Source organism: Stenotrophomonas sp. RG-453 (assembly GCF_033843685.1).
GTDB classification, from domain to species: Bacteria; Pseudomonadota; Gammaproteobacteria; order Xanthomonadales; family Xanthomonadaceae; genus Stenotrophomonas; species Stenotrophomonas bentonitica_A.
On record NZ_JAMYED010000003.1, the window covers coordinates 236,048 to 254,206 of the forward strand.

General features: G+C 66.9%; 22 protein-coding genes. 17 read left to right on the forward strand and 5 right to left on the reverse strand.

The annotated features are described in order from the left end of the window. Nucleotides 1-95: 95 nt before the first annotated feature. Together NJD74_RS06695 and parE are read right to left on the reverse strand one after the other, a co-directional pair. A complete protein-coding gene (locus NJD74_RS06695) occupies nucleotides 96-647 on the reverse strand; it encodes a GNAT family protein (protein WP_319623955.1) in 552 nt (183 codons plus the stop codon). Nucleotides 648-791: 144 nt separating this feature from the next. After that, nucleotides 792-2,681 (reverse strand): DNA topoisomerase IV subunit B, encoded by a 1,890-nt coding sequence (parE, locus tag NJD74_RS06700; RefSeq protein WP_046273688.1) that lies wholly within the window; start codon nucleotides 2,679-2,681, stop codon nucleotides 792-794. 163 nt (nucleotides 2,682-2,844) lie between these two features. Here parE and NJD74_RS06705 point away from each other — a divergent pair, with 163 nt between their 5' ends. From NJD74_RS06705 to truD, 10 genes are all read left to right on the forward strand, one after another. Further along, nucleotides 2,845-3,084: a hypothetical protein gene (locus tag NJD74_RS06705; protein ID WP_070427082.1), complete on the forward strand. Its 240-nt coding sequence runs from the start codon at nucleotides 2,845-2,847 to the stop codon at nucleotides 3,082-3,084. A 261-nt stretch (nucleotides 3,085-3,345) separates the two neighbouring features. Then, nucleotides 3,346-3,606 (forward strand): hypothetical protein, encoded by a 261-nt coding sequence (locus NJD74_RS06710; RefSeq protein WP_070470650.1) that lies wholly within the window; start codon nucleotides 3,346-3,348, stop codon nucleotides 3,604-3,606. Next, nucleotides 3,603-5,267, forward strand: coding sequence for a CTP synthase (locus tag NJD74_RS06715; RefSeq protein WP_070427084.1), 1,665 nt, complete (start codon nucleotides 3,603-3,605; stop codon nucleotides 5,265-5,267). Before NJD74_RS06710 ends, NJD74_RS06715 begins: the two co-directional genes overlap by 4 nt. Nucleotides 5,268-5,372: 105 nt before the next feature. Continuing rightward, nucleotides 5,373-6,203, forward strand: coding sequence for a 3-deoxy-8-phosphooctulonate synthase (gene kdsA / locus NJD74_RS06720; RefSeq protein ID WP_019183338.1), 831 nt, complete (start codon nucleotides 5,373-5,375; stop codon nucleotides 6,201-6,203). After that, nucleotides 6,200-6,616: a hypothetical protein gene (locus NJD74_RS06725; protein ID WP_026069801.1), complete on the forward strand. Its 417-nt coding sequence runs from the start codon at nucleotides 6,200-6,202 to the stop codon at nucleotides 6,614-6,616. The genes kdsA and NJD74_RS06725 overlap by 4 nt, the downstream gene beginning before the upstream one ends. 69 nt (nucleotides 6,617-6,685) lie before the next feature. Next, nucleotides 6,686-7,972 (forward strand): phosphopyruvate hydratase, encoded by a 1,287-nt coding sequence (eno, locus tag NJD74_RS06730; protein ID WP_319623859.1) that lies wholly within the window; start codon nucleotides 6,686-6,688, stop codon nucleotides 7,970-7,972. 4 nt (nucleotides 7,973-7,976) lie between these two features. After that, entirely contained in the window at nucleotides 7,977-8,327 is a 351-nt protein-coding gene (ftsB, locus tag NJD74_RS06735) for a cell division protein FtsB (protein WP_019183335.1), read from the forward strand. After that, nucleotides 8,324-9,022, forward strand: a complete 699-nt coding sequence (gene ispD, locus NJD74_RS06740; RefSeq protein ID WP_026069800.1) for a 2-C-methyl-D-erythritol 4-phosphate cytidylyltransferase — start codon at nucleotides 8,324-8,326, stop codon at nucleotides 9,020-9,022. The genes ftsB and ispD overlap by 4 nt, the downstream gene beginning before the upstream one ends. A 37-nt stretch (nucleotides 9,023-9,059) precedes the next feature. Continuing rightward, on the forward strand, nucleotides 9,060-9,557 hold the full coding sequence (gene ispF / locus NJD74_RS06745; RefSeq protein WP_019183333.1) for a 2-C-methyl-D-erythritol 2,4-cyclodiphosphate synthase: 498 nt from the start codon (nucleotides 9,060-9,062) through the stop codon (nucleotides 9,555-9,557). Continuing rightward, nucleotides 9,554-10,588 (forward strand): tRNA pseudouridine(13) synthase TruD, encoded by a 1,035-nt coding sequence (truD, locus tag NJD74_RS06750; protein ID WP_070470648.1) that lies wholly within the window; start codon nucleotides 9,554-9,556, stop codon nucleotides 10,586-10,588. The genes ispF and truD overlap by 4 nt, the downstream gene beginning before the upstream one ends. Before the next feature lie 127 nt (nucleotides 10,589-10,715). On the opposite strand, the gene NJD74_RS06755 is transcribed toward truD, so the two are convergent. Continuing rightward, nucleotides 10,716-11,255, reverse strand: coding sequence for a Smr/MutS family protein (locus NJD74_RS06755; RefSeq protein WP_070427087.1), 540 nt, complete (start codon nucleotides 11,253-11,255; stop codon nucleotides 10,716-10,718). 186 nt (nucleotides 11,256-11,441) lie between these two features. On the opposite strand from NJD74_RS06755, the gene surE reads away from it, so the two are divergent. Genes surE through NJD74_RS06775 form a run of 4 tightly spaced genes read left to right on the forward strand, consistent with a single transcriptional unit; the run spans nucleotide 11,442 to nucleotide 14,305 of the window. After that, entirely contained in the window at nucleotides 11,442-12,221 is a 780-nt protein-coding gene (surE, locus tag NJD74_RS06760; RefSeq protein ID WP_019183330.1) for a 5'/3'-nucleotidase SurE, read from the forward strand. After that, nucleotides 12,218-12,895 carry a protein-L-isoaspartate(D-aspartate) O-methyltransferase gene (locus NJD74_RS06765; protein ID WP_070427088.1) on the forward strand — a complete coding sequence of 226 codons (678 nt, stop codon included), beginning with the start codon at nucleotides 12,218-12,220 and terminating at the stop codon, nucleotides 12,893-12,895. Before surE ends, NJD74_RS06765 begins: the two co-directional genes overlap by 4 nt. Nucleotides 12,896-12,914: 19 nt before the next feature. Further along, a complete protein-coding gene (locus NJD74_RS06770; RefSeq protein WP_019183328.1) occupies nucleotides 12,915-13,529 on the forward strand; it encodes a YqaA family protein in 615 nt (204 codons plus the stop codon). Then, a complete protein-coding gene (locus tag NJD74_RS06775; protein WP_070427090.1) occupies nucleotides 13,526-14,305 on the forward strand; it encodes a peptidoglycan DD-metalloendopeptidase family protein in 780 nt (259 codons plus the stop codon). The genes NJD74_RS06770 and NJD74_RS06775 overlap by 4 nt, the downstream gene beginning before the upstream one ends. 144 nt (nucleotides 14,306-14,449) lie before the next feature. Here NJD74_RS06775 and NJD74_RS06780 read toward each other — a convergent pair whose 3' ends face one another. Both NJD74_RS06780 and yhbY read right to left on the reverse strand, forming a co-directional pair. Beyond that, complete coding sequence (locus NJD74_RS06780; protein WP_019183326.1) at nucleotides 14,450-14,824, reverse strand: MTH938/NDUFAF3 family protein; 375 nt, start codon at nucleotides 14,822-14,824, stop codon at nucleotides 14,450-14,452. Nucleotides 14,825-14,837: 13 nt separating this feature from the next. Continuing rightward, the gene (gene yhbY, locus NJD74_RS06785) at nucleotides 14,838-15,143 is read right to left on the reverse strand and encodes a ribosome assembly RNA-binding protein YhbY (protein WP_019183325.1); all 306 of its coding nucleotides are present in this window, start codon (nucleotides 15,141-15,143) and stop codon (nucleotides 14,838-14,840) included. A 65-nt stretch (nucleotides 15,144-15,208) separates the two neighbouring features. Between yhbY and rlmE the strand changes: the two genes are divergently transcribed. From rlmE to NJD74_RS06800, 3 genes are all read left to right on the forward strand, one after another. Continuing rightward, on the forward strand, nucleotides 15,209-15,841 hold the full coding sequence (gene rlmE / locus NJD74_RS06790) for a 23S rRNA (uridine(2552)-2'-O)-methyltransferase RlmE (RefSeq protein ID WP_019183324.1): 633 nt from the start codon (nucleotides 15,209-15,211) through the stop codon (nucleotides 15,839-15,841). A gap of 53 nt (nucleotides 15,842-15,894) precedes the next feature. Beyond that, nucleotides 15,895-17,835, forward strand: a complete 1,941-nt coding sequence (gene ftsH, locus NJD74_RS06795) for an ATP-dependent zinc metalloprotease FtsH (RefSeq protein WP_019183323.1) — start codon at nucleotides 15,895-15,897, stop codon at nucleotides 17,833-17,835. 99 nt (nucleotides 17,836-17,934) lie between these two features. Next, nucleotides 17,935-18,120: a hypothetical protein gene (locus NJD74_RS06800; RefSeq protein ID WP_019183322.1), complete on the forward strand. Its 186-nt coding sequence runs from the start codon at nucleotides 17,935-17,937 to the stop codon at nucleotides 18,118-18,120. Nucleotides 18,121-18,159 lie beyond the last annotated feature (39 nt).

An 18,159-nucleotide genomic window follows, 5' to 3' on the forward strand; every position in this document is an offset into this window, starting at 1 on the left:
CGAAAAGCCCGCCGCAAGGCGGGCTTTTTCGTGGAGGGAGCGTGCCGGACGGGGCGGGGCGAGGCCGGTATACGCAGGATGGCGCCGCGCCCGTTCTAACGCGGCGCCGGGTCGGCCCGATCCTGCCACTCGCGTGCCAGCAGGCCGTAGACGGCTGAATCGGAGACCTCGCCGGCAACCCGCCAGCGCTCCCGCAGCAGTCCTTCGCGCTGGAACCCGATCCGCTCCAGCACCTTGGCCGACGAGACGTTGCGCGGATCGATCTCCGCTTCCAGCCGACGCATGCGCAGTTCATCGAACAGGTAGGCCGCGAACCGTGACAGCGCCTCGTGCATGTAGCCCTTGCCCTGTGCCGCCGGCGCCAGGTGATACCCGATCTCCGCGCGCCTGGACGTCTCGTCGATCGCGAACACGACCACGATGCCCAGCAGCGGTCCGTCCACGTGCTCACGGATCGCCAGTTTCAGTTGCGTGCCTGCCTCCAGCGCGGAGAGATCGTCGAGGATCTGTACGTAGGCCTGCTTGAGGTCGGTCCACGCCGGATGGTTCCAGTAGCGCATGCCCGGACGGTCGGACTGGATCGCGAACAACGCCTGCGCGTCCGTGGCGCGGATCGGTGTCAGCACCAGGCGCGTGGTTTCCAGCATCAGGGTCGGGTCGAACGGCACGCGGGTTCCTGCGAATGCGGTGACGCCACGGTAATCCTTCCCGCTGCATGCATCCATGCCTGGTGGCACAGGCAAGAAAAAACCCGCCGGAAGGCGGGTTTTTTCAGTGCCACTCGAGGCGGATCAGACCTCCAGCGAAGCCAGGTCGCCCTTCTTTTCCAGCCAGCCCTTGCGGTCGCTGGCGCGCTTCTTGGCCAGCAGCATGTCCATCAGCGAATGGGTCTGCTCGCCATCATCGATGGTCAGCTGCACCAGGCGACGCGTATCGGGATGGATGGTGGACTCGCGCAGCTGCTGCGGGTTCATTTCACCCAGGCCCTTGAAGCGGGTCACGCTGACCTGGCCCTTGATCTTCTCGCGTTCGATCTTGTCCAGCATCGTGCGCTTCTCTTCCTCGTCCAGGGCGTAGAACACCTGCTTGCCCACGTCGACACGGAACAGCGGCGGCATCGCCACGAACACGTGGCCGGCATCGACCAGTGCCGGGAAGTGCTTGAGGAACAGCGCGGTCAGCAGGGTCGCGATGTGCAGGCCGTCCGAGTCGGCGTCGGCCAGGATGACGACCTTGCCGTAGCGCAGCCCGGCGATGTCTTCCTTGCCCGGGTCGCAGCCGATCGCGATGGCCAGGTTGTGCACTTCCTCGGAGGCCAGCACGCTGCCCGAGGACACTTCCCAGGTGTTGAGGATCTTGCCGCGCAGCGGCAGGATCGCCTGGAAGTCCTTGTCGCGGGCCTGCTTGGCACTGCCGCCGGCGGAGTCGCCTTCGACCAGGAACAGCTCGGTGCGCGACAGGTCCTGGCTGATGCAGTCGGCCAGCTTGCCGGGCAGGGCAGGCCCCTGGGTGACCTTCTTGCGGGTCACCAGCTTTTCGGTCTTCAGGCGCGCACTGGCGCGCTCGATCGCCAGCTGGGCGATCTGCTCGCCCAATGCGACGTTCTGGTTCAGCAGCAGGCTGAAGGCATCATGCGCAGCGCCCTCGACGAAGCCGGCGGCCTGGCGCGAGGACAGGCGTTCCTTGGTCTGGCCGCTGAACTGCGGATCGGTCATCTTCAGCGACAGCACGAACGACACGCGGTCCCATACGTCTTCCGGGGCCAGCTTGACGCCACGCGGCAGCAGATTGCGGAAGTCGCAGAACTCGCGCAGCGCCTCGGTCAGGCCGGTGCGCAGGCCGTTGGCGTGGGTGCCGTGCTGGGCGGTCGGGATCAGGTTGACGTAGCTTTCCTGGACCAGCTCGCCTTCGGGGATCCAGGCCAGGGCCCAGTCCACCACCTCGTTTTCTTTCTTCAGGTGGCCCACGAACAGGTCGGCCGGCAGCATCTCGCGCTCGCCGAGCTCGGCCTTGAGGTAATCGCTCAGGCCGTCTTCGTAGTACCAGGTGTCCTGCTCGCCGGTGGCTTCGTCGTGGAGCTTCACGGTCAGGCCCGGACACAGCACGGCCTTGGCACGCAGCAGGTGGCGCAGCGCGCGCAGGTTGTACTTGGGCGTGTCGAAGTACTTCGGGTCGGCCCAGAAGCGCACGCGGGTACCGGTGTTCTTCTTGCCGACGCTGCCGACCACTTCCAGCGGGGTGGCGCGGTCGCCGTTGCGGAAGGTGATGCGGTGTTCGCTGCCGTCGCGCTTGATATGCACTTCGACCAGGGTGGACAACGCGTTGACCACGCTCACGCCAACGCCATGCAGGCCGCCGGAGAAGGTGTAGTTCTTGTTGTTGAACTTGCCGCCCGCGTGCAGGCGGGTCAGGATCAGTTCGACGCCGGGGATCTTCTCCTCGGGGTGGATGTCCACGGGCATGCCGCGGCCGTCATCGCTGACCTCGCAGCTGCCGTCCTTGAACAGCGTGACTTCGACCGTGTGGGCATGCCCGGCCAGGGCTTCGTCGACGGCATTGTCGATGACTTCCTGCGCCAGATGGTTCGGGCGCGCGGTGTCGGTGTACATGCCGGGGCGGCGCTTGACCGGGTCCAGGCCGGACAGGACTTCAATATCGGCGGCGTTATAGCGGGCGTTCATCTGTCTTCATAAAGCGCAATGCGACGGCGAAGTTTGCGGTCTGGACGGGTTTTTTGCACGCCACACGTTCAGGGGGGGGCCGACCGGGGCGCGATAGACTGTGATGGATGGGAAACCGGAGCCTCCGGCGCCCCATTCCATGCCATACCGCGAGGAGCACCCCATGAAGAAGTTGCTGACCATCGTTGCCATCGCCGCCGCCGTGGTGGCCGTGCCCATGGCACTGGCCCAGAACGCCGGACAGGGCCAGCCCACGCCGCAGCAGGGCGAACAGGCCGACAGGGCGCAGGCCGAGGCGGACGCCAAGGCCAAGCGCCGCGCGGCCGCCACGGCCGAAATGAAGGCCAGGGGCGAGCAGGCCCCGCAGAAGGAGGAAGAGGAAGAAGCGCGGAAGAAGCGATAAGCGCTTCGCGCTGACGCTTCCCCACGGTTTGCGCGGCAAACCGTGGGCCCCGCTCACCCTCTCTTCCACATCCCCGCGCCTGTCGGCGCGCCCCCTTGAACTCCAAGGGGGCTCTCCACCAGAGAGACCTGGGGATCTGAAAAAGTAGTCAACATGAGCCCCGGTATCGCGCCGGGGCTCTTCTTCTTATGTGAAGACCGTCATCCGCCCCTTGGGCTGGGGGCCGTCAATCTGTAAACTATGGCTTTCCGGGAGTAGTGCGTGTCATCCATCAGCGAATGGACTGGCCTGATCGTGCGCGATCGCCAGCAGGGTAGGCAGGAGGTGACGGTCCAGACAGTGGCCGGCACGGCTGACCCGACGTCGCTGACCCACTCCCGCACCGCATCCCCCCTGATCCCGGCCCTGGCGCGTGAACGCCCCGCAGCCGCCCGGATCGCTCTGATTTCCCCCTTCACGTCGTCCGTCGCCCTGCGCGTCGGCGCCGTTTCCCCCTTCCTGACAGGACACCCCCAGCCATGACTCCCTTGATCTTCGTAACCGGCGGCGTAGTGTCCTCGCTCGGCAAAGGTATTGCCGCCGCGTCGCTTGCCGCCATCCTCGAGGCCCGCGGCCTGCGGGTGACGATGATGAAGCTCGATCCGTACATCAACGTCGACCCGGGCACCATGAGCCCGTTCCAGCACGGTGAGGTCTACGTCACCGATGACGGCGCCGAGACCGACCTGGACCTGGGCCATTACGAGCGCTTCGTGCGCACCCGCCTGAGCCGCAAGAACTCGGTCACCACCGGCCGCATCTACGAGAACGTGATCCGCAAGGAGCGCCGCGGCGACTACCTGGGCGCCACCGTGCAGGTCATTCCGCACATCACCGATGAGATCCGCCGCTGCATGGACGAGGCCACCGAAGGCTTCGACGTGGCGCTGGTGGAGATCGGCGGTACGGTGGGCGACATCGAGTCGCTGCCGTTCCTGGAGGCGATCCGCCAGGTGCGCACCGAGCGCGGCCCGGAGAAGGCGCTGTTCATGCACCTGACTCTGGTGCCGTACATCGCTGCCGCCGGCGAGTTGAAGACCAAGCCGACCCAGCACTCGGTCAAGGAGCTGCGTTCGATCGGCATCCAGCCGGACGTGCTGCTGTGCCGTTCCGAGCAGGTCGTGCCGGATTCGGAGCGCCGCAAGATCGCCCAGTTCACCAACGTCTCCGAGCGCGCCGTGATCAGCGTGCCGGACGTGGACGTGCTGTACCGCATTCCGATGGGCCTGCACGCGCAGGGCCTGGATGACATCGTCATCAACCAGCTCAAGCTCGGCGACAAGGCCGGCCCGGCCGACCTGCACGAGTGGGAAGCGGCGGTGGACGCCACCCTGCACCCGCTGGACGAGGTCACCATCGCGGTGGTCGGCAAGTACGTCGACCACCAGGACGCCTACAAGTCGGTCGGCGAAGCGCTCAAGCACGGCGGCCTGCGCCAGCGCACCAAGGTCAACCTGAAGTGGCTCGAAGCGCAGGAGCTGGAAGACAGCGACCTGGCCGCGCTGAAGGATGTCGACGGCATCCTGGTGCCGGGCGGCTTCGGCGACCGTGGTTTCGAAGGCAAGGTGCTGAGCTCGCAGTTCGCCCGTGAGCAGCAGGTGCCGTACTTCGGCATCTGCTACGGCATGCAGGCCGCAGTGGTCGATTTCGCCCGCCACGTGGCCGGCCTGGAAGGTGCCAACAGCACCGAGAACGATCGCCAGTCGCCGAACCCGGTGATCGGCCTGATCACCGAATGGCGCACCGCCACCGGCGATGTCGAGAAGCGTGACGACAAGAGCGACCTGGGCGGCACCATGCGCCTGGGCCTGCAGGAGCAGCGCCTGAAGCCGGGCACGCTGGCCCGCGAGCTGTACGGCAAGGACGTGGTCGCCGAGCGTCACCGCCACCGTTACGAGTTCAACAACCGCTATCGCACCCAGCTGGAAGATGCCGGCCTGGTGATCGCGGGCAAATCGATGGATGACACCCTGGTGGAAGTCATCGAACTGCCGCGCGACCAGCACCCGTGGTTCCTGGCCTGCCAGGCGCATCCGGAGTTCCTGTCGACCCCGCGCGACGGCCACCCGCTGTTCATCGGCTTCATCCGTGCCGCCCGCGAGCGCAAGGCCGGTGGCAAGCTGGCCCAGGACGCGGCCGCCTGATCGGCACGCCGCACTTGCGGTGGGGGCCACGTGCCCCCATTGCAGAGCGCTAATCACCCACGGCGGCTGGCCTGGCCAGTGTTCGCCGGACAACAAGGAAACGCCATGAAACTGTGTGGATTCGACGTCGGGCTGGACCAGCCCCTGTTCCTGATCGCCGGCCCGTGTGTGATCGAGTCGATGCAGCTGCAGCTGGACGTGGCTGGCAAGTTGAAGGAAATCACCGATCGCCTCGGCATCAACTTCATCTTCAAGTCGAGCTTCGACAAGGCCAACCGCACCTCGGGTACCGCCTTCCGCGGCCCGGGCATGGAAGAGGGCCTGAAGGTCCTGGCTGAGGTGAAGAAGCAGATCGGCGTGCCGGTGCTGACCGACGTGCACGAATACACCCCGATGGACGAAGTGGCCTCGGTGGTGGACGTGCTGCAGACGCCGGCGTTCCTCGTGCGTCAGACCGATTTCATCACCAAGGTGTGTGCGGCCGGCAAGCCGGTCAACATCAAGAAGGGTCAGTTCCTGTCGCCGTGGGACATGAAGCCGGTCGTCGAGAAGGCCAAGGCCACCGGCAACCAGGACATCATGGTCTGCGAGCGCGGTGCCAGCTTCGGCTACAACAACCTGGTCAGCGACATGCGTTCGCTGTCGGTGATGCGCGATACCGGTTGCCCGGTCGTGTTCGATGCCACCCATTCGGTGCAGCTGCCGGGCGGGCAGGGCAACAGCTCCGGCGGCCAGCGCGAGTTCGTGCCGGTGCTGGCGCGCGCGGCAGTGGCGGTCGGTGTCTCGGGCCTGTTCGCCGAGACCCATCCGGATCCGTCCAAGGCGCTGTCCGATGGCCCCAATGCGTGGCCGCTGGATCGCATGGAAGAACTGCTTGAAACCCTGATGGAACTCGACGCGGTCACCAAGAAGCACGGGTTCTCGCGCTTCGCATGATGGCCGACGTGCCGGCGTCACCCGCGGTGCGCCGCGGCTGGCGCGGTTGGGCCTGGGGCTGGATCGCGCTGGGTGCGGCGATGACCGCCTGGGGCGGTGTGTTCGTGCTGGTGCTGCTGGTATTCGCCAGCGTCGGCTCGCCGGGCGATGGCGACAACGCGCTGCGCTCGGTGCGCCCGCTGCTGCTGGTGACGCTGTCGCTGACCGGGACCGTCGCGCTGGTCTGTGTCACTGCCAGCGTGCTCGCATTCCGGCTGCGCCGGCAGGCGGCTGGCGGCGGTGGCGCACTGCTCCTGCTGGCGCTGTTGATGCTGGTGTTGTTGATCCCATCGCTGGTCTCGCGCCAGGCCACCGTGGCCGGGGTGCTGCCGTCGGCCACGCCGATTTGGCAAGTGACGGGTGTGCAGGGATAATCACGCGGCATGTTTTTTTCGGCGCTGCATTGGCGGCGCCTCCCCTCTCTGACTGGTAACCGGCCCGCTATGACCACGATCCGCAGCATCCACGCCCGTGAAATCCTCGACAGCCGTGGCAACCCCACGCTGGAAGCCGAAGTCATCCTTGAGGACGGCTCGTTCGGTCGTGCCGCGGTGCCGTCGGGCGCCTCGACCGGCACCAAGGAAGCCGTGGAACTGCGTGACGGCGACAAGACCCGTTACCTGGGCAAGGGCGTGCGCAACGCCGTGTCCAACGTCAACACCACGATCGCCACGGCACTGAAGGGCTTCGACGCCGCCGACCAGGAAGGCCTGGACCGCCGCCTGATCGATCTGGACGGCACCGAGAACAAGGGCCGCCTGGGCGCGAACGCGCTGCTGGGGGTTTCGCTGGCCAACGCGCATGCCGTGGCCGCCTCGAAGAAGCAGGCGCTGTGGCAGCACCTGGCCAATGGCCGCGACGTGACCCTGCCGGTCCCGATGATGAACATCATCAACGGCGGCGCACATGCCGACAACAACGTCGACTTCCAGGAGTTCATGGTGCTGCCGGTCGGCTTCACCTCGTTCTCCGAGTCGCTGCGTGCCGGCACCGAGATCTTCCATTCGCTCAAGTCGGTGCTCAAGGGCCATGGCCTGAGCACGGCGGTGGGCGATGAAGGCGGCTTCGCGCCGGACTTCCGCAGCAACGTCGAAGCGCTGGACACCATCCTTGAAGCGATCGGCAAGGCCGGCTACACCGCCGGTGAAGACGTGCTGCTGGGCCTGGACGTGGCCTCCAGCGAGTTCTACGAGAACGGCAAGTACAACCTGGTCGGCGAGAACAAGCGCCTGACCTCCGAGCAGTTCGTCGACTTCCTGGCCGACTGGGCCGCGCAGTACCCGATCATCACCATCGAAGACGGCCTGGGCGAGAACGACTGGGCCGGCTGGAAGCTGCTGACCGATCGCATCGGCAACAAGGTGCAGCTGGTCGGTGACGATCTGTTCGTCACCAACCCGAAGATCTTCAAGGAAGGCATCGAGTCCGGCACCGCCAACGCGATCCTGATCAAGGTCAACCAGATCGGCACCCTGACCGAGACCCTGGAAGCGATCGCCATGGCGCACGCGGCCAACTACGCCTCGATCGTCTCGCACCGTTCGGGCGAAACCGAAGACACCACCATCGCCGACATCGCCGTGGCCACCACCGCCACCCAGATCAAGACCGGCTCGCTGTGCCGCAGCGATCGCGTGGCCAAGTACAACCAGCTGCTGCGGATCGAGGAAGCCCTCGGTGCCGGCGCGCGTTACGCTGGTCGTGACGCGTTCGTGTCGCTGAAGCGCTGATCGCATGCGCAACTGGCGCTGGCTGCTGCTGGTGCTCGCGCTGCTGCTCGCGTGGCTGCAGTACCGCTTCTGGTTTGGACCGGGCAACTCGGGCGAGGTGATGATGCTCGAAGCCCAGGTCGAGAACCAGAAGCGGGACAACGCCGGCCTGCAGCAGCGCAATGACGCGCTGGCTGCCGAGGTCAAGGACCTCAAGGAAGGCGAGGCGGCCATCGAAGAACGCGCGCGCAGCGAGCTGGGCATGATCAAGCCCGGCGAGAAGTTCTACCGCGTGGTCGAAGACGCGCCGGTGCCGCCGCCGCGTGCACCGACGGCCGTTCCCGATCCGGACGCGCCGCACCAGGACGTGCCCTGATGGCCGGCATCTGGGCGGTGGTGCCCGCCGCTGGACGTGGCACCCGCTTCGGCGGGCCCACGCCCAAGCAGTATCTGCTGGCCGGCGACCGCGTGTTGCTGGCCCATACCCTCCAGGCGCTGCTCTCGCACCCGGTCGTGGCCGGGGTGATGGTGGTGGTCGCCGAGGATGACGCCGATTGGCCGGGCTGGCAGTCGCTGGCGGACAAACCCATCCTGACCTGCATCGGCGGGGCGACCCGTGCCGGCTCGGTACTGGCCGGCCTGCATGCCTTGCCCGATGACGTGCGGGCCGATGATTTCGTGCTGGTCCACGATGCCGCCCGCCCCAACCTGGCCGCTGCCGATCTGGGCCGCCTGCTGGAAGTGGGGCGTGCCGACCCGGTCGGCGCGATCCTCGCCGCCCCCGTCCGCGACACCCTCAAGCGTGCCGGCGACGACGGCGGCATCGATGCCACCGAGCCGCGTGAGCGCCTGTGGCGCGCGCTGACCCCGCAGCTGTTCCGCCGCCACCAGCTGGCGCGCGCGCTGCAGGAGGCGGCCGATGCCGGCGTGGAGGTCACCGACGAGGCCATGGCCATGGAGCGCCAGGGGCTGCGCCCGCTGCTGGTGGAAGGCAGCGAAGACAACTTCAAGGTCACCACCCCGGCTGATCTGTCCCGTTTTGAATTCGTGTTGTCGCGTCGCGAACCCTGACGTCCGCACGCGCCACACCCAACCGCAGGTTCTTGCAATGACCACGCCACAGTTCCCTCCCTTCCGCATCGGACAGGGCTACGACGTCCATGCCTTCGGCGAGGGCGACCACATCATGCTCGGTGGCATCCGTGTCGAACACAGCTGTGGCGTGCTCGCGCACAGCGATGGCGATGTGATCCTGCACGCCCTGTGTGATGCGATGCTCGGCGCGCTGGCGCTGGGTGACATCGGCGTGCATTTCCCGCCGACCGACATGCGCTGGAAGGGCGCGGACAGCGCGCACCTGCTTGCGCATTGCAACGGCCTGCTGCGCGAGCGCGGCTGGCAGGTCGGCAACACCGACATCACCGTGATCTGCGAGCGGCCGAAGGTCGGCCCGCACGCCTTGGCCATGCGTGAGCGCATCGCCACCGTGCTGGGCATCGCGCTGGACTGCGTGAGCGTCAAGGCGACCACGTCGGAAAAGCTGGGCTTCACCGGCCGCAGCGAGGGCATCGCCGCCCAGGCCAGCGTACTGCTGGTGGCGCTGTGATCCCGTTGCCGCTGGCGTTCGGCGCGCCGTTGCTCACCGCGAAGATCCGCACCACGCCCGAGGATTTCCAGGTCGACGAACTGCCGGCATTCGAGCCGAGCGGCGAGGGCGAGCACCTGCTGCTGACGATCCGCAAGCGTGGCGCGAACACCGTGCACGTCGCCAAGGTGCTGGCCAAATGGGCCGGGCTGCCGGACATGGCGGTCAGCTACGCCGGCATGAAAGACCGCCATGCGGTCACCACGCAGCGCTTCAGCGTGCACCTGCCCAAGCGCGTGGCGCCGGATCCGGCGCTGCTGGCTTCCGATGAGATCGAGGTGGTCGAGTCGACCTGGCACAACCGCAAGCTGCAGCGCGGTGCTTTGGCCGGCAACCGCTTCAAGCTGGTCCTGCGCGATGTGCAGGGGGATGCTGCGGCCATCGAAGAGCGACTTTCCCATATCGCCTCGCGCGGCCTGCCGAACTGGTTCGGTGAGCAGCGTTTCGGTCGCGATGGCGGCAATGTGCCGGCGGCGCTGGCGATGTTCGGTGGCCGCCGCATGCGTCCGGACCAGCGCTCGCTGCTGCTCTCGGCCGCCCGTTCGGCGCTGTTCAACCAGGTGTTGGCGGCGCGCGTGGAGCAGGGCAACTGGGACGCGCCGCTGGACGGCGAGGTCTGGATGCTCGATGGCAGCCGCAGCGTGTTCGGCCCGGAGCCGTGGACGGATCTGCTGGCTGATCGTCTCGGCCGCTTCGACATTCATCCCAGCGGCCCGTTGTGGGGAGAGGGGGAACTGCGCAGCACCGGTGCCGCTGCCGAGCTGGAGCTGGGCGCGGTTGCCGATGCGCAATCGCTTGCACTGCGCGCCGGCCTGGAGAGCGCCCGCCTGAAGCAGGAGCGCCGCGCGCTGCGCCTGCGCCCGGCGATGCTGCAGCACCGGTGGCTGGCTCCCGACGTGCTGGAACTGAGCTTCGCGTTGCCGCCCGGCTGCTACGCCACCGCGGTGCTGCATGAGCTGGGGCCGGTAGAAGACGCCAGCCAGTCCGCGTAGAGCCGACCGTTGGTCGGCTGCCGTCCGTCCCGGCACCACAAATTGCGTAGAGCCGACCGTTGGTCGACTGCCTTCCTCAGCCGACCAACGGTCGGCTCTACCCCGCGCGTGGGGGCCAGGGCCGGCGTTACCGGTTGCTCAGCAGCACCAGCACTGCACCGGTGCCGCCCTGGCCGGCGGGCGCGGAATGAAACGCGAGCACGTCGTTGCGCAGGCGCAGCAGACGATCGACCAGATTCTTCAGCACCGGTGCGCCGCCATCGGATTGCAGTCCCTTGCCGTGGATGATGCGCACGCAGCCGTACTCATGGGCATGCGCTTCCACCAGGAACTGGCGCACCAGTGTCTCGGCCTGGGCCACCGTCGCGCCATGCAGGTCCAGTTCGTCCTGCACGGAGTACTGCCCGCGCTTTAGCCGCTGGAACATCCGCGGCGGCAGATTCTCGCGCCGGTAGCTGGCGGTATCGCCGGCCTCCAGTGGGCTGCTGTCGCGCAGCAGCCGGGCGAATTCCCCGCGGGCCTCCTGTTCATCCTGTTCGGCCATGCGCGCACGCGGCTTGGGCCGCGGCGTGGCCGGCGGCGGGGTGACCACCTTGCGCAGCGGCTTGACCTCGCCGATGGCGGCCCGGAACAGGGCCGCGGGATCTTCGTCTTCAGAATGTGACATGCGTACAGCCTAATGGGCGGGAGGGGCGATGCCTACCGTTATCGGGGTAGGACGATCTGTCCGCTTGCGGCACAATAGCTGACGCACTTGCGCGGTCGTCGCGCTCCGGAAGGGGCAGGGCCACCGCCGCCAACAGTGGGAAGTGATGGAATCGAAGTCTTGAAAAATCAAGCGGTTAAATCGCAGATGCGGATTCTGGTCAGCAACGACGACGGTGTCGATGCGCCGGGCATCAAGATGCTCGCCACGGTATTGCGTGACGCAGGTCATGAAGTGACCGTGGTCGCCCCCGATCGCGATCGCTCAGGCGCCAGCAATTCGCTGACCCTGGACCTGCCGATCCGCATGAAGCGCATCGACCACTACACCTGCTCGGTGGCCGGCACGCCGACCGACTGCGTGCATCTGGCCCTCACCGGCATGCTCGAGTACGAGCCGGATATCGTCGTCTCGGGCATCAACAACGCGGCCAACCTCGGCGACGACGTGATCTATTCCGGCACCGTCTCGGCGGCGATGGAAGGGCGCTTCCTGGGTCTGCCCGCCGTGGCGATGTCGCTGGTCACGCACAACCACGAGCCACGCAACTTCGAAACGGCCGCCCGCGCTGCGGTGGAGATCGTCACCCGGCTCAAGGCCGATCCACTGCCCGCCGACACCATCCTCAACGTCAACGTGCCGGACCTGCCGTGGAGCGAAGTACGCGGCTTCGAAGTGACCCGCCTGGGCAACCGTCACCGCGCCGAAGGCTGCATTGCCCAGCGCGACCCGCGCGGCAACCAGGTGTACTGGATCGGCCCGGCCGGGCGCGAACAGGACTCCGGCCCGGGCACGGATTTCCACGCGGTGCGCAACGGCTATATCTCGATCACCCCGATCCAGGTCGACCTCACCCGCTACCAGGCGCTGGAGAAGGTGGCCAGCTGGGTCGGCGGGCTGACCGCCGCGCTGGATCGGCCGGCATGAGCCCACGCCTGCGCCTGCAGCCCGAAGCGGTCGGCATCGGCATGACCTCCCAGCGCGTCCGCGACCGCCTGGTCGACCGCCTGCGCGATGCCGGCATCGCCGACGAAGCCACCCTCAATGCCATCCGCGTGGTGCCGCGCCATCTGTTCATCGATGAAGCACTGGCCTCGCGTGCCTACGAAGACACCGCCCTGCCGATCGGCCACGGCCAGACCATTTCGCAACCCTGGGTGGTTGCGCGCATGACCGAAGCGGTGCTGCAGTCGGCGCCGACGAAGGTGCTGGAAGTCGGCACCGGCTCGGGTTACCAGGCCGCCGTGCTGGGGGCGATCGGGCTGGAGGTCTACACGGTCGAGCGCATCGGAGATCTGCTGCGCCAGGCGCGCAAGCGCTTCCGCGCGCTGGGCATGAACATCCGCAGCAAGCATGACGACGGGCGCGTCGGCTGGGCCGAGCACGGCCCTTACGATGCAATCGTGGTGACGGCGGCGGCACCGGCGCTGGTCGATGCGCTGGTCGAGCAGCTGGCCGTGGGTGGGCGCCTGGTGGCGCCGGTCGGCGGCCCGGGCGCGCAGTCGCTGATCCAGTTGACCCGTCGCGATGACGGCAGTGTCGAACAGCAGGTACTGGCACCGGTCACGTTCGTACCGCTGCTGTCTGGCATGCTGGACTGATTCCAAGGAGCGTTGCGTCATGAAGATTTTTGGTCCGCTGTACGAGCGGGCAATGAAGTGGGCCGCGCACGAGCGCGCCCCGACCTATCTGACGGTGTTGAGCTTCATCGAAGCGATCATCTTCCCGGTGATGCCCGAGGTGATGCTGGCGCCGATGTGCGTGGCCCAGCCCAAGCGCGGCTGGTGGTTCGCCACGCTCAGTCTGGCCGGCTCGATGGCCGGTGCGCTGGTCGGCTATGCGCTGGGCCACTTCGCCTTTGAAGCGCTCAAGCCGGTGTTCGCCGCGCTGGGCATGCTGGGCAGCATCGAGGGCGGTATCGCCATCGTGCAGGCCAAGATGGCCGAGTCGCCGTGGGCAGTGTTCACCTTCCTGGTGCTGGGCGGCTTCATGCCGATCCCGATGAAGGTCTTCACATGGGCATCGGGTATCGTCGGCGTGCCGTTGCCGCAGTATTTCCTGAGCATGTTGATCGGCCGTGGCAAGCGCGTGTACGTGCTGGCGGCGGTCATTCGTATTGGCGGGCCGCGCGCGGAAGCTGCGCTGCGCCGTTGGATTGAACCGCTGGGCTGGATCGCGACCGCGCTGGTGGTCGTGCTGGTCGCCTGGCTTGTATGGAGGTCGAAGTTCGCATGAGTGCTGATCGTTTGAGCAAGGGAGTGCGCAGCGGCGCGCTGCTGTTGGTGGTGTCGGCGCTGAGCGCCTGCGGCACTGCCACCGTGGTGCGGCCCTCGGGCTCGGGCGGCGGCGTGGCCCACAGCACGCCGCAGACCTCGGTGGCCAAGCCCGGCCAGACTGCGGTCGTCCGTCGTGGCGACACGCTGTATGCACTGGCCCGCATCCACAACATCACCCCGCGTGATCTGGCTGCCTGGAACGGGCTGGCCGAGCCGTACACGATCTATCCCGGCCAGTCGCTGCGCCTGTACCCGGGCGGCAGTGGCAGCCCCGGCCGCGCCCCGACCACCGTGGTCACCGCGCCGCGTCCGGGCAGTACGGCGCCGGCGGCCACCCCGGCCCCGACCACCGCCATCAAGAGCAACATCAGCTGGCGCTGGCCGGCCGATGGCGCGATCGTTGGCCGCTTCGTCGCCGGCGAGGCGACCAAGCAGGGCGTGGACATCGCCGGCACCAGCGGCCAGCCGGTCCGCGCGACCGCCGCCGGCGTGGTGGTGTATTCCGGTGCGGGCCTGGTCGGTTTCGGTGAGCTGATCATCATCAAGCACAGCGACCAGTGGCTGTCGGCGTATGGCCACAACCGCAAGCGCCTGGTCAGCGAAGGGCAGAGCGTGAAGGCCGGCGAGCAGATCGCCGAAATGGGCCGCACCGGCGCTGCGCGCGACATGCTGCACTTCGAGATCCGCTACAACGGCAAGCCGGTCGATCCGCTGCTGTATCTGCCGCCGCGGTAATCAATGCAGCCGACCAACCGTCGGCTCTACCCCGCACAGCCCGTAACCGGGTGGTAGAGCGACGCCAAGCGTCGCTGTCGAGGCCGGGACGCAGGCACAAAAAAGGCCGCTCGCGGCGGCCTTTTCTGAACGGAACGCCCGGTCTCACCCCTTCAGGATGAACGCCGCCGCCACCTTGCGACCCTCGCTGGCGAGGATGTTGAAGGTCCGTGCGGCCGCCGGGTTGTTCATCACTTCCAGGCCGATCCCCCGGGTCAGGCATGCGGCCATGACCGCAGCGGGCGGGAACACCTGGGTATCGCCGGTGCCCAGCACCACCAGTGCGGGGTTCAGCGCCAGCACCGGCGCCAGGTCTTCCGGGGTCAGGCGGGCGATATCGGCCACCGGCCAGGCTTCGATCAGCGTGTCCGGGGCCAGGATGAAACTGGCGGCCAGGGTCCGGTCATTCACCTTCGCGCTGCGGCCATCGGCGGCACGCAGGGCGTAGGCGTAATCGGGGATTTCGTGGCTCAGCTGCATGGGCGTTCCGGGATCAGCCGCGCGGCAGGACGATCTGGCGCTGTTCCTTGCTCGGGCGGTACAGCACGGCCACGTGGCCGATGCGCTGCACCAGCGCGCTTTCACTGGCACTGACCAGCTCGGCGATGAGGGCGTCGCGGGCCTCGCGGTCTTCGGCGGCGACCTTCACCTTGATCAGCTCGTGGCGTTCCAGCACCTCTTCCAGTTCAGCCAGGAAGGCCGGTGTCACCCCCTTGCCGCCGATCTGGAGCAGGGCTTTCAGATCATGCGCGTGACCGCGGAGGAAACGGGTTTGGGAAGACGTCAGGGCGATAGCCATTCAGGAACAAGCGGTTAACTGGGGCGATCAGGGTATCATGACCTCCCCATCGGACCCGCATCTCAATGGCAACCCGCAGCAAAAGCAGTCAACGTTGGTTGAAAGAGCACTTCGCCGACCCCTTCGTGAAGAAGGCCCAGGCCGAGGGCATGCGCTCGCGCGCGGCCTACAAACTGGAGGAGCTGCTGGAGCGGGATCGGCTGCTGAAGCCGCACATGGTCGTGGTCGACCTGGGTGCCGCCCCGGGCGGCTGGTCCCAGCAGGTCCGCCGTCAGATCGGCGACACCGGCCGGGTCCTGGCGCTGGACATCCTGGAGATGCCGCCGCTGGCAGGCGTGGAGTTCCTTCACGGTGACTTCAGGGAACAGGCCGTCCTATCGGAGTTCGAAGCCATGCTGGGGGATCAGCCGGTAGACCTTGTGCTCTCGGATATGGCCCCCAATAAGAGTGGAATGGACGCGGTGGACCAACCGCGGATGATGCACCTGGCAGAGTTGGCGTTGGAGTTTGCCGACAACCATCTCAAGCCCGGTGGCGCGTTCCTGATCAAGCTGTTCCAGGGCGTGGGCTTTGACGACTACGTGCGCGAAATGCGCCGCCGGTACGACAAAGTGGTGATCCGCAAGCCTGAAGCGTCCCGTAAGCGCTCGCCCGAGGTGTACGCCTTGGGGCAGGGAAAACGCGCGCAGATCAAGTAAGCTCAACCATACGAATCGCGTCAGGAATTAGAGGAACACCGGAGCCAATGAGGATGAACGACTTGACCAAGAACCTCCTGCTATGGGTGGTCGTCGCCGTCGTGCTGATGGTGGTCTTCCAGAGCTTCTCGCCGAAGAGCAGCGGAGCCGGCGCGCAGGGTGCGACGTATTCGCAGTTCCTCGACCAGGTGGACAGCGGCAACATCCAGAAAGTAGTGCTGGGCGAAATGCGCGGCGGTGCCAATGATGTGACCTACACCACCCGCAGCGGCCAGACCAGCACCATCACCGCGCCCTACGATCGCGACCTGATCAACGTGCTGCGCGGCAAGAAGGTGGAATTCGAGCAGGCGCCGCCGTCCAGCGGCATCTCGCTGGGCGCGATCCTGATGAACTTCCTTCCGGTGATCCTGATCATCGGCTTCTGGATCTTCATCATGCGCCAGATGCAGGGCGGTGGCGGCGGGGCCAAGGGCGCGATGTCCTTCGGCAAGTCGCGCGCCAAGCTGCAGGGCGAAGACCAGATCAAGGTCACCTTCGCCGATGTCGCCGGCTGCGACGAGGCCAAGGAAGAGGTCGGCGAACTGGTCGACTTCCTGCGTGACCCGACCAAGTTCACCAAGCTGGGCGGCAAGATTCCGCGCGGCGTGCTGATGGTCGGCCCGCCGGGTACCGGCAAGACCTTGCTGGCCCGCGCCATTGCGGGTGAGGCCAAGGTCCCGTTCTTCTCGATCTCCGGTTCGGACTTCGTGGAAATGTTCGTCGGCGTCGGCGCCAGCCGCGTGCGCGACATGTTCGAGCAGGCCAAGAAGCAGGCCCCGTGCATCATCTTCATCGATGAAATCGACGCCGTCGGTCGCCATCGTGGCGCCGGCCTTGGCGGCGGTCATGACGAGCGCGAGCAGACGCTGAACCAGCTGCTGGTCGAAATGGACGGTTTCGAGGGAGGCGAGGGCGTGATCGTCATCGCCGCCACCAACCGTCCGGACGTGCTGGATCCGGCGCTGCTGCGCCCGGGCCGTTTCGATCGCCAGGTCGTGGTCGGCCTGCCGGACGTCAAGGGCCGCGAGCAGATCCTCAAGGTGCACATGCGCAAGCTGCCGCTGGCCGACGATGTCGAGCCGATGGTGATCGCGCGCGGTACCCCGGGCTTCTCCGGTGCGGACCTGGCCAACCTGGCCAACGAAGCGGCGCTGTTCGCGGCGCGTGGCGGTGAGAAGGAAGTCCGCATGGACCACTTCGACCGTGCCCGCGACAAGATCCTGATGGGTGCCGAGCGCCGTTCGATGGCGATGAGCGAAGAAGAAAAGACGCTCACCGCGTATCACGAAGCCGGCCATGCCATCGTCGGCCGCCTGGTGCCCGAGCACGATCCGGTCTACAAGGTCACCATCATTCCGCGCGGCCGCGCGCTGGGTGTGACGATGTACCTGCCGGAAGGCGACAAGTACTCGATGAACCGCGTGGCGATTGAATCGCAGCTGTGCTCGCTGTATGGCGGCCGCGTCGCCGAAGAGCTGATCTTCGGCACCGACAAGGTCACCACCGGTGCCTCCAACGACATCGAGCGCGCCACCAAGATGGCCCGCAACATGGTCACCAAGTGGGGCCTGTCCGACGAGCTCGGCCCGATCGCCTATGGTGAAGAGGACGATGAAGTGTTCCTCGGCCGTTCGGTCACGCAGCACAAGAGCGTGTCCGACGACACCGCGCGCCGCATCGATGAAGTGGTCCGCAGCATCCTGGACAAGGCTTACGCCCGTACCACCGAGCTGCTGACCGCCAACCTCGACAAGCTGCACACGATGTCCCAGCTGCTGCTGCAGTACGAGACCATCGATGCGCCGCAGATCAACGCCGTGATGGAAGGGCGCGATCCGCCGCCGCCGGCGGGCTGGGGCAAGTCGGCCAGCAACAAGGATGGCGGCAACAACGACAAGGGCGGCGATGCCCGTCCGGTCGCCCCGATCGCCGGCCCTGCCGAACAGATCTGAGTGTTGCCCACGTAAGTGACGAAGGCCGGGGAAACCCGGCCTTCGTCGTTTCCGGCGGGTCATAATGTGGCTCTGTTTTCGTTCCCGTTCTGGAGTCCCATGTCCGCACCCCCACCGCAGCCGATCTCGCACACCACTGAAATGGTGATCGCCACGATCATTGGCGTGGCCATCGGCCTGACCCGCGACAACTTCCTGCTCGGCGCCGGCATCGGCATCGCCGTCGGCGTGCTGATGAGCATCGCCAAGACGGTCTACGTGGAGCGCAAGCGCCGCCAGCGCTGAGGGCAGGCTTCGTCAGCGCGACCGGCAGGCGGTCGCGTG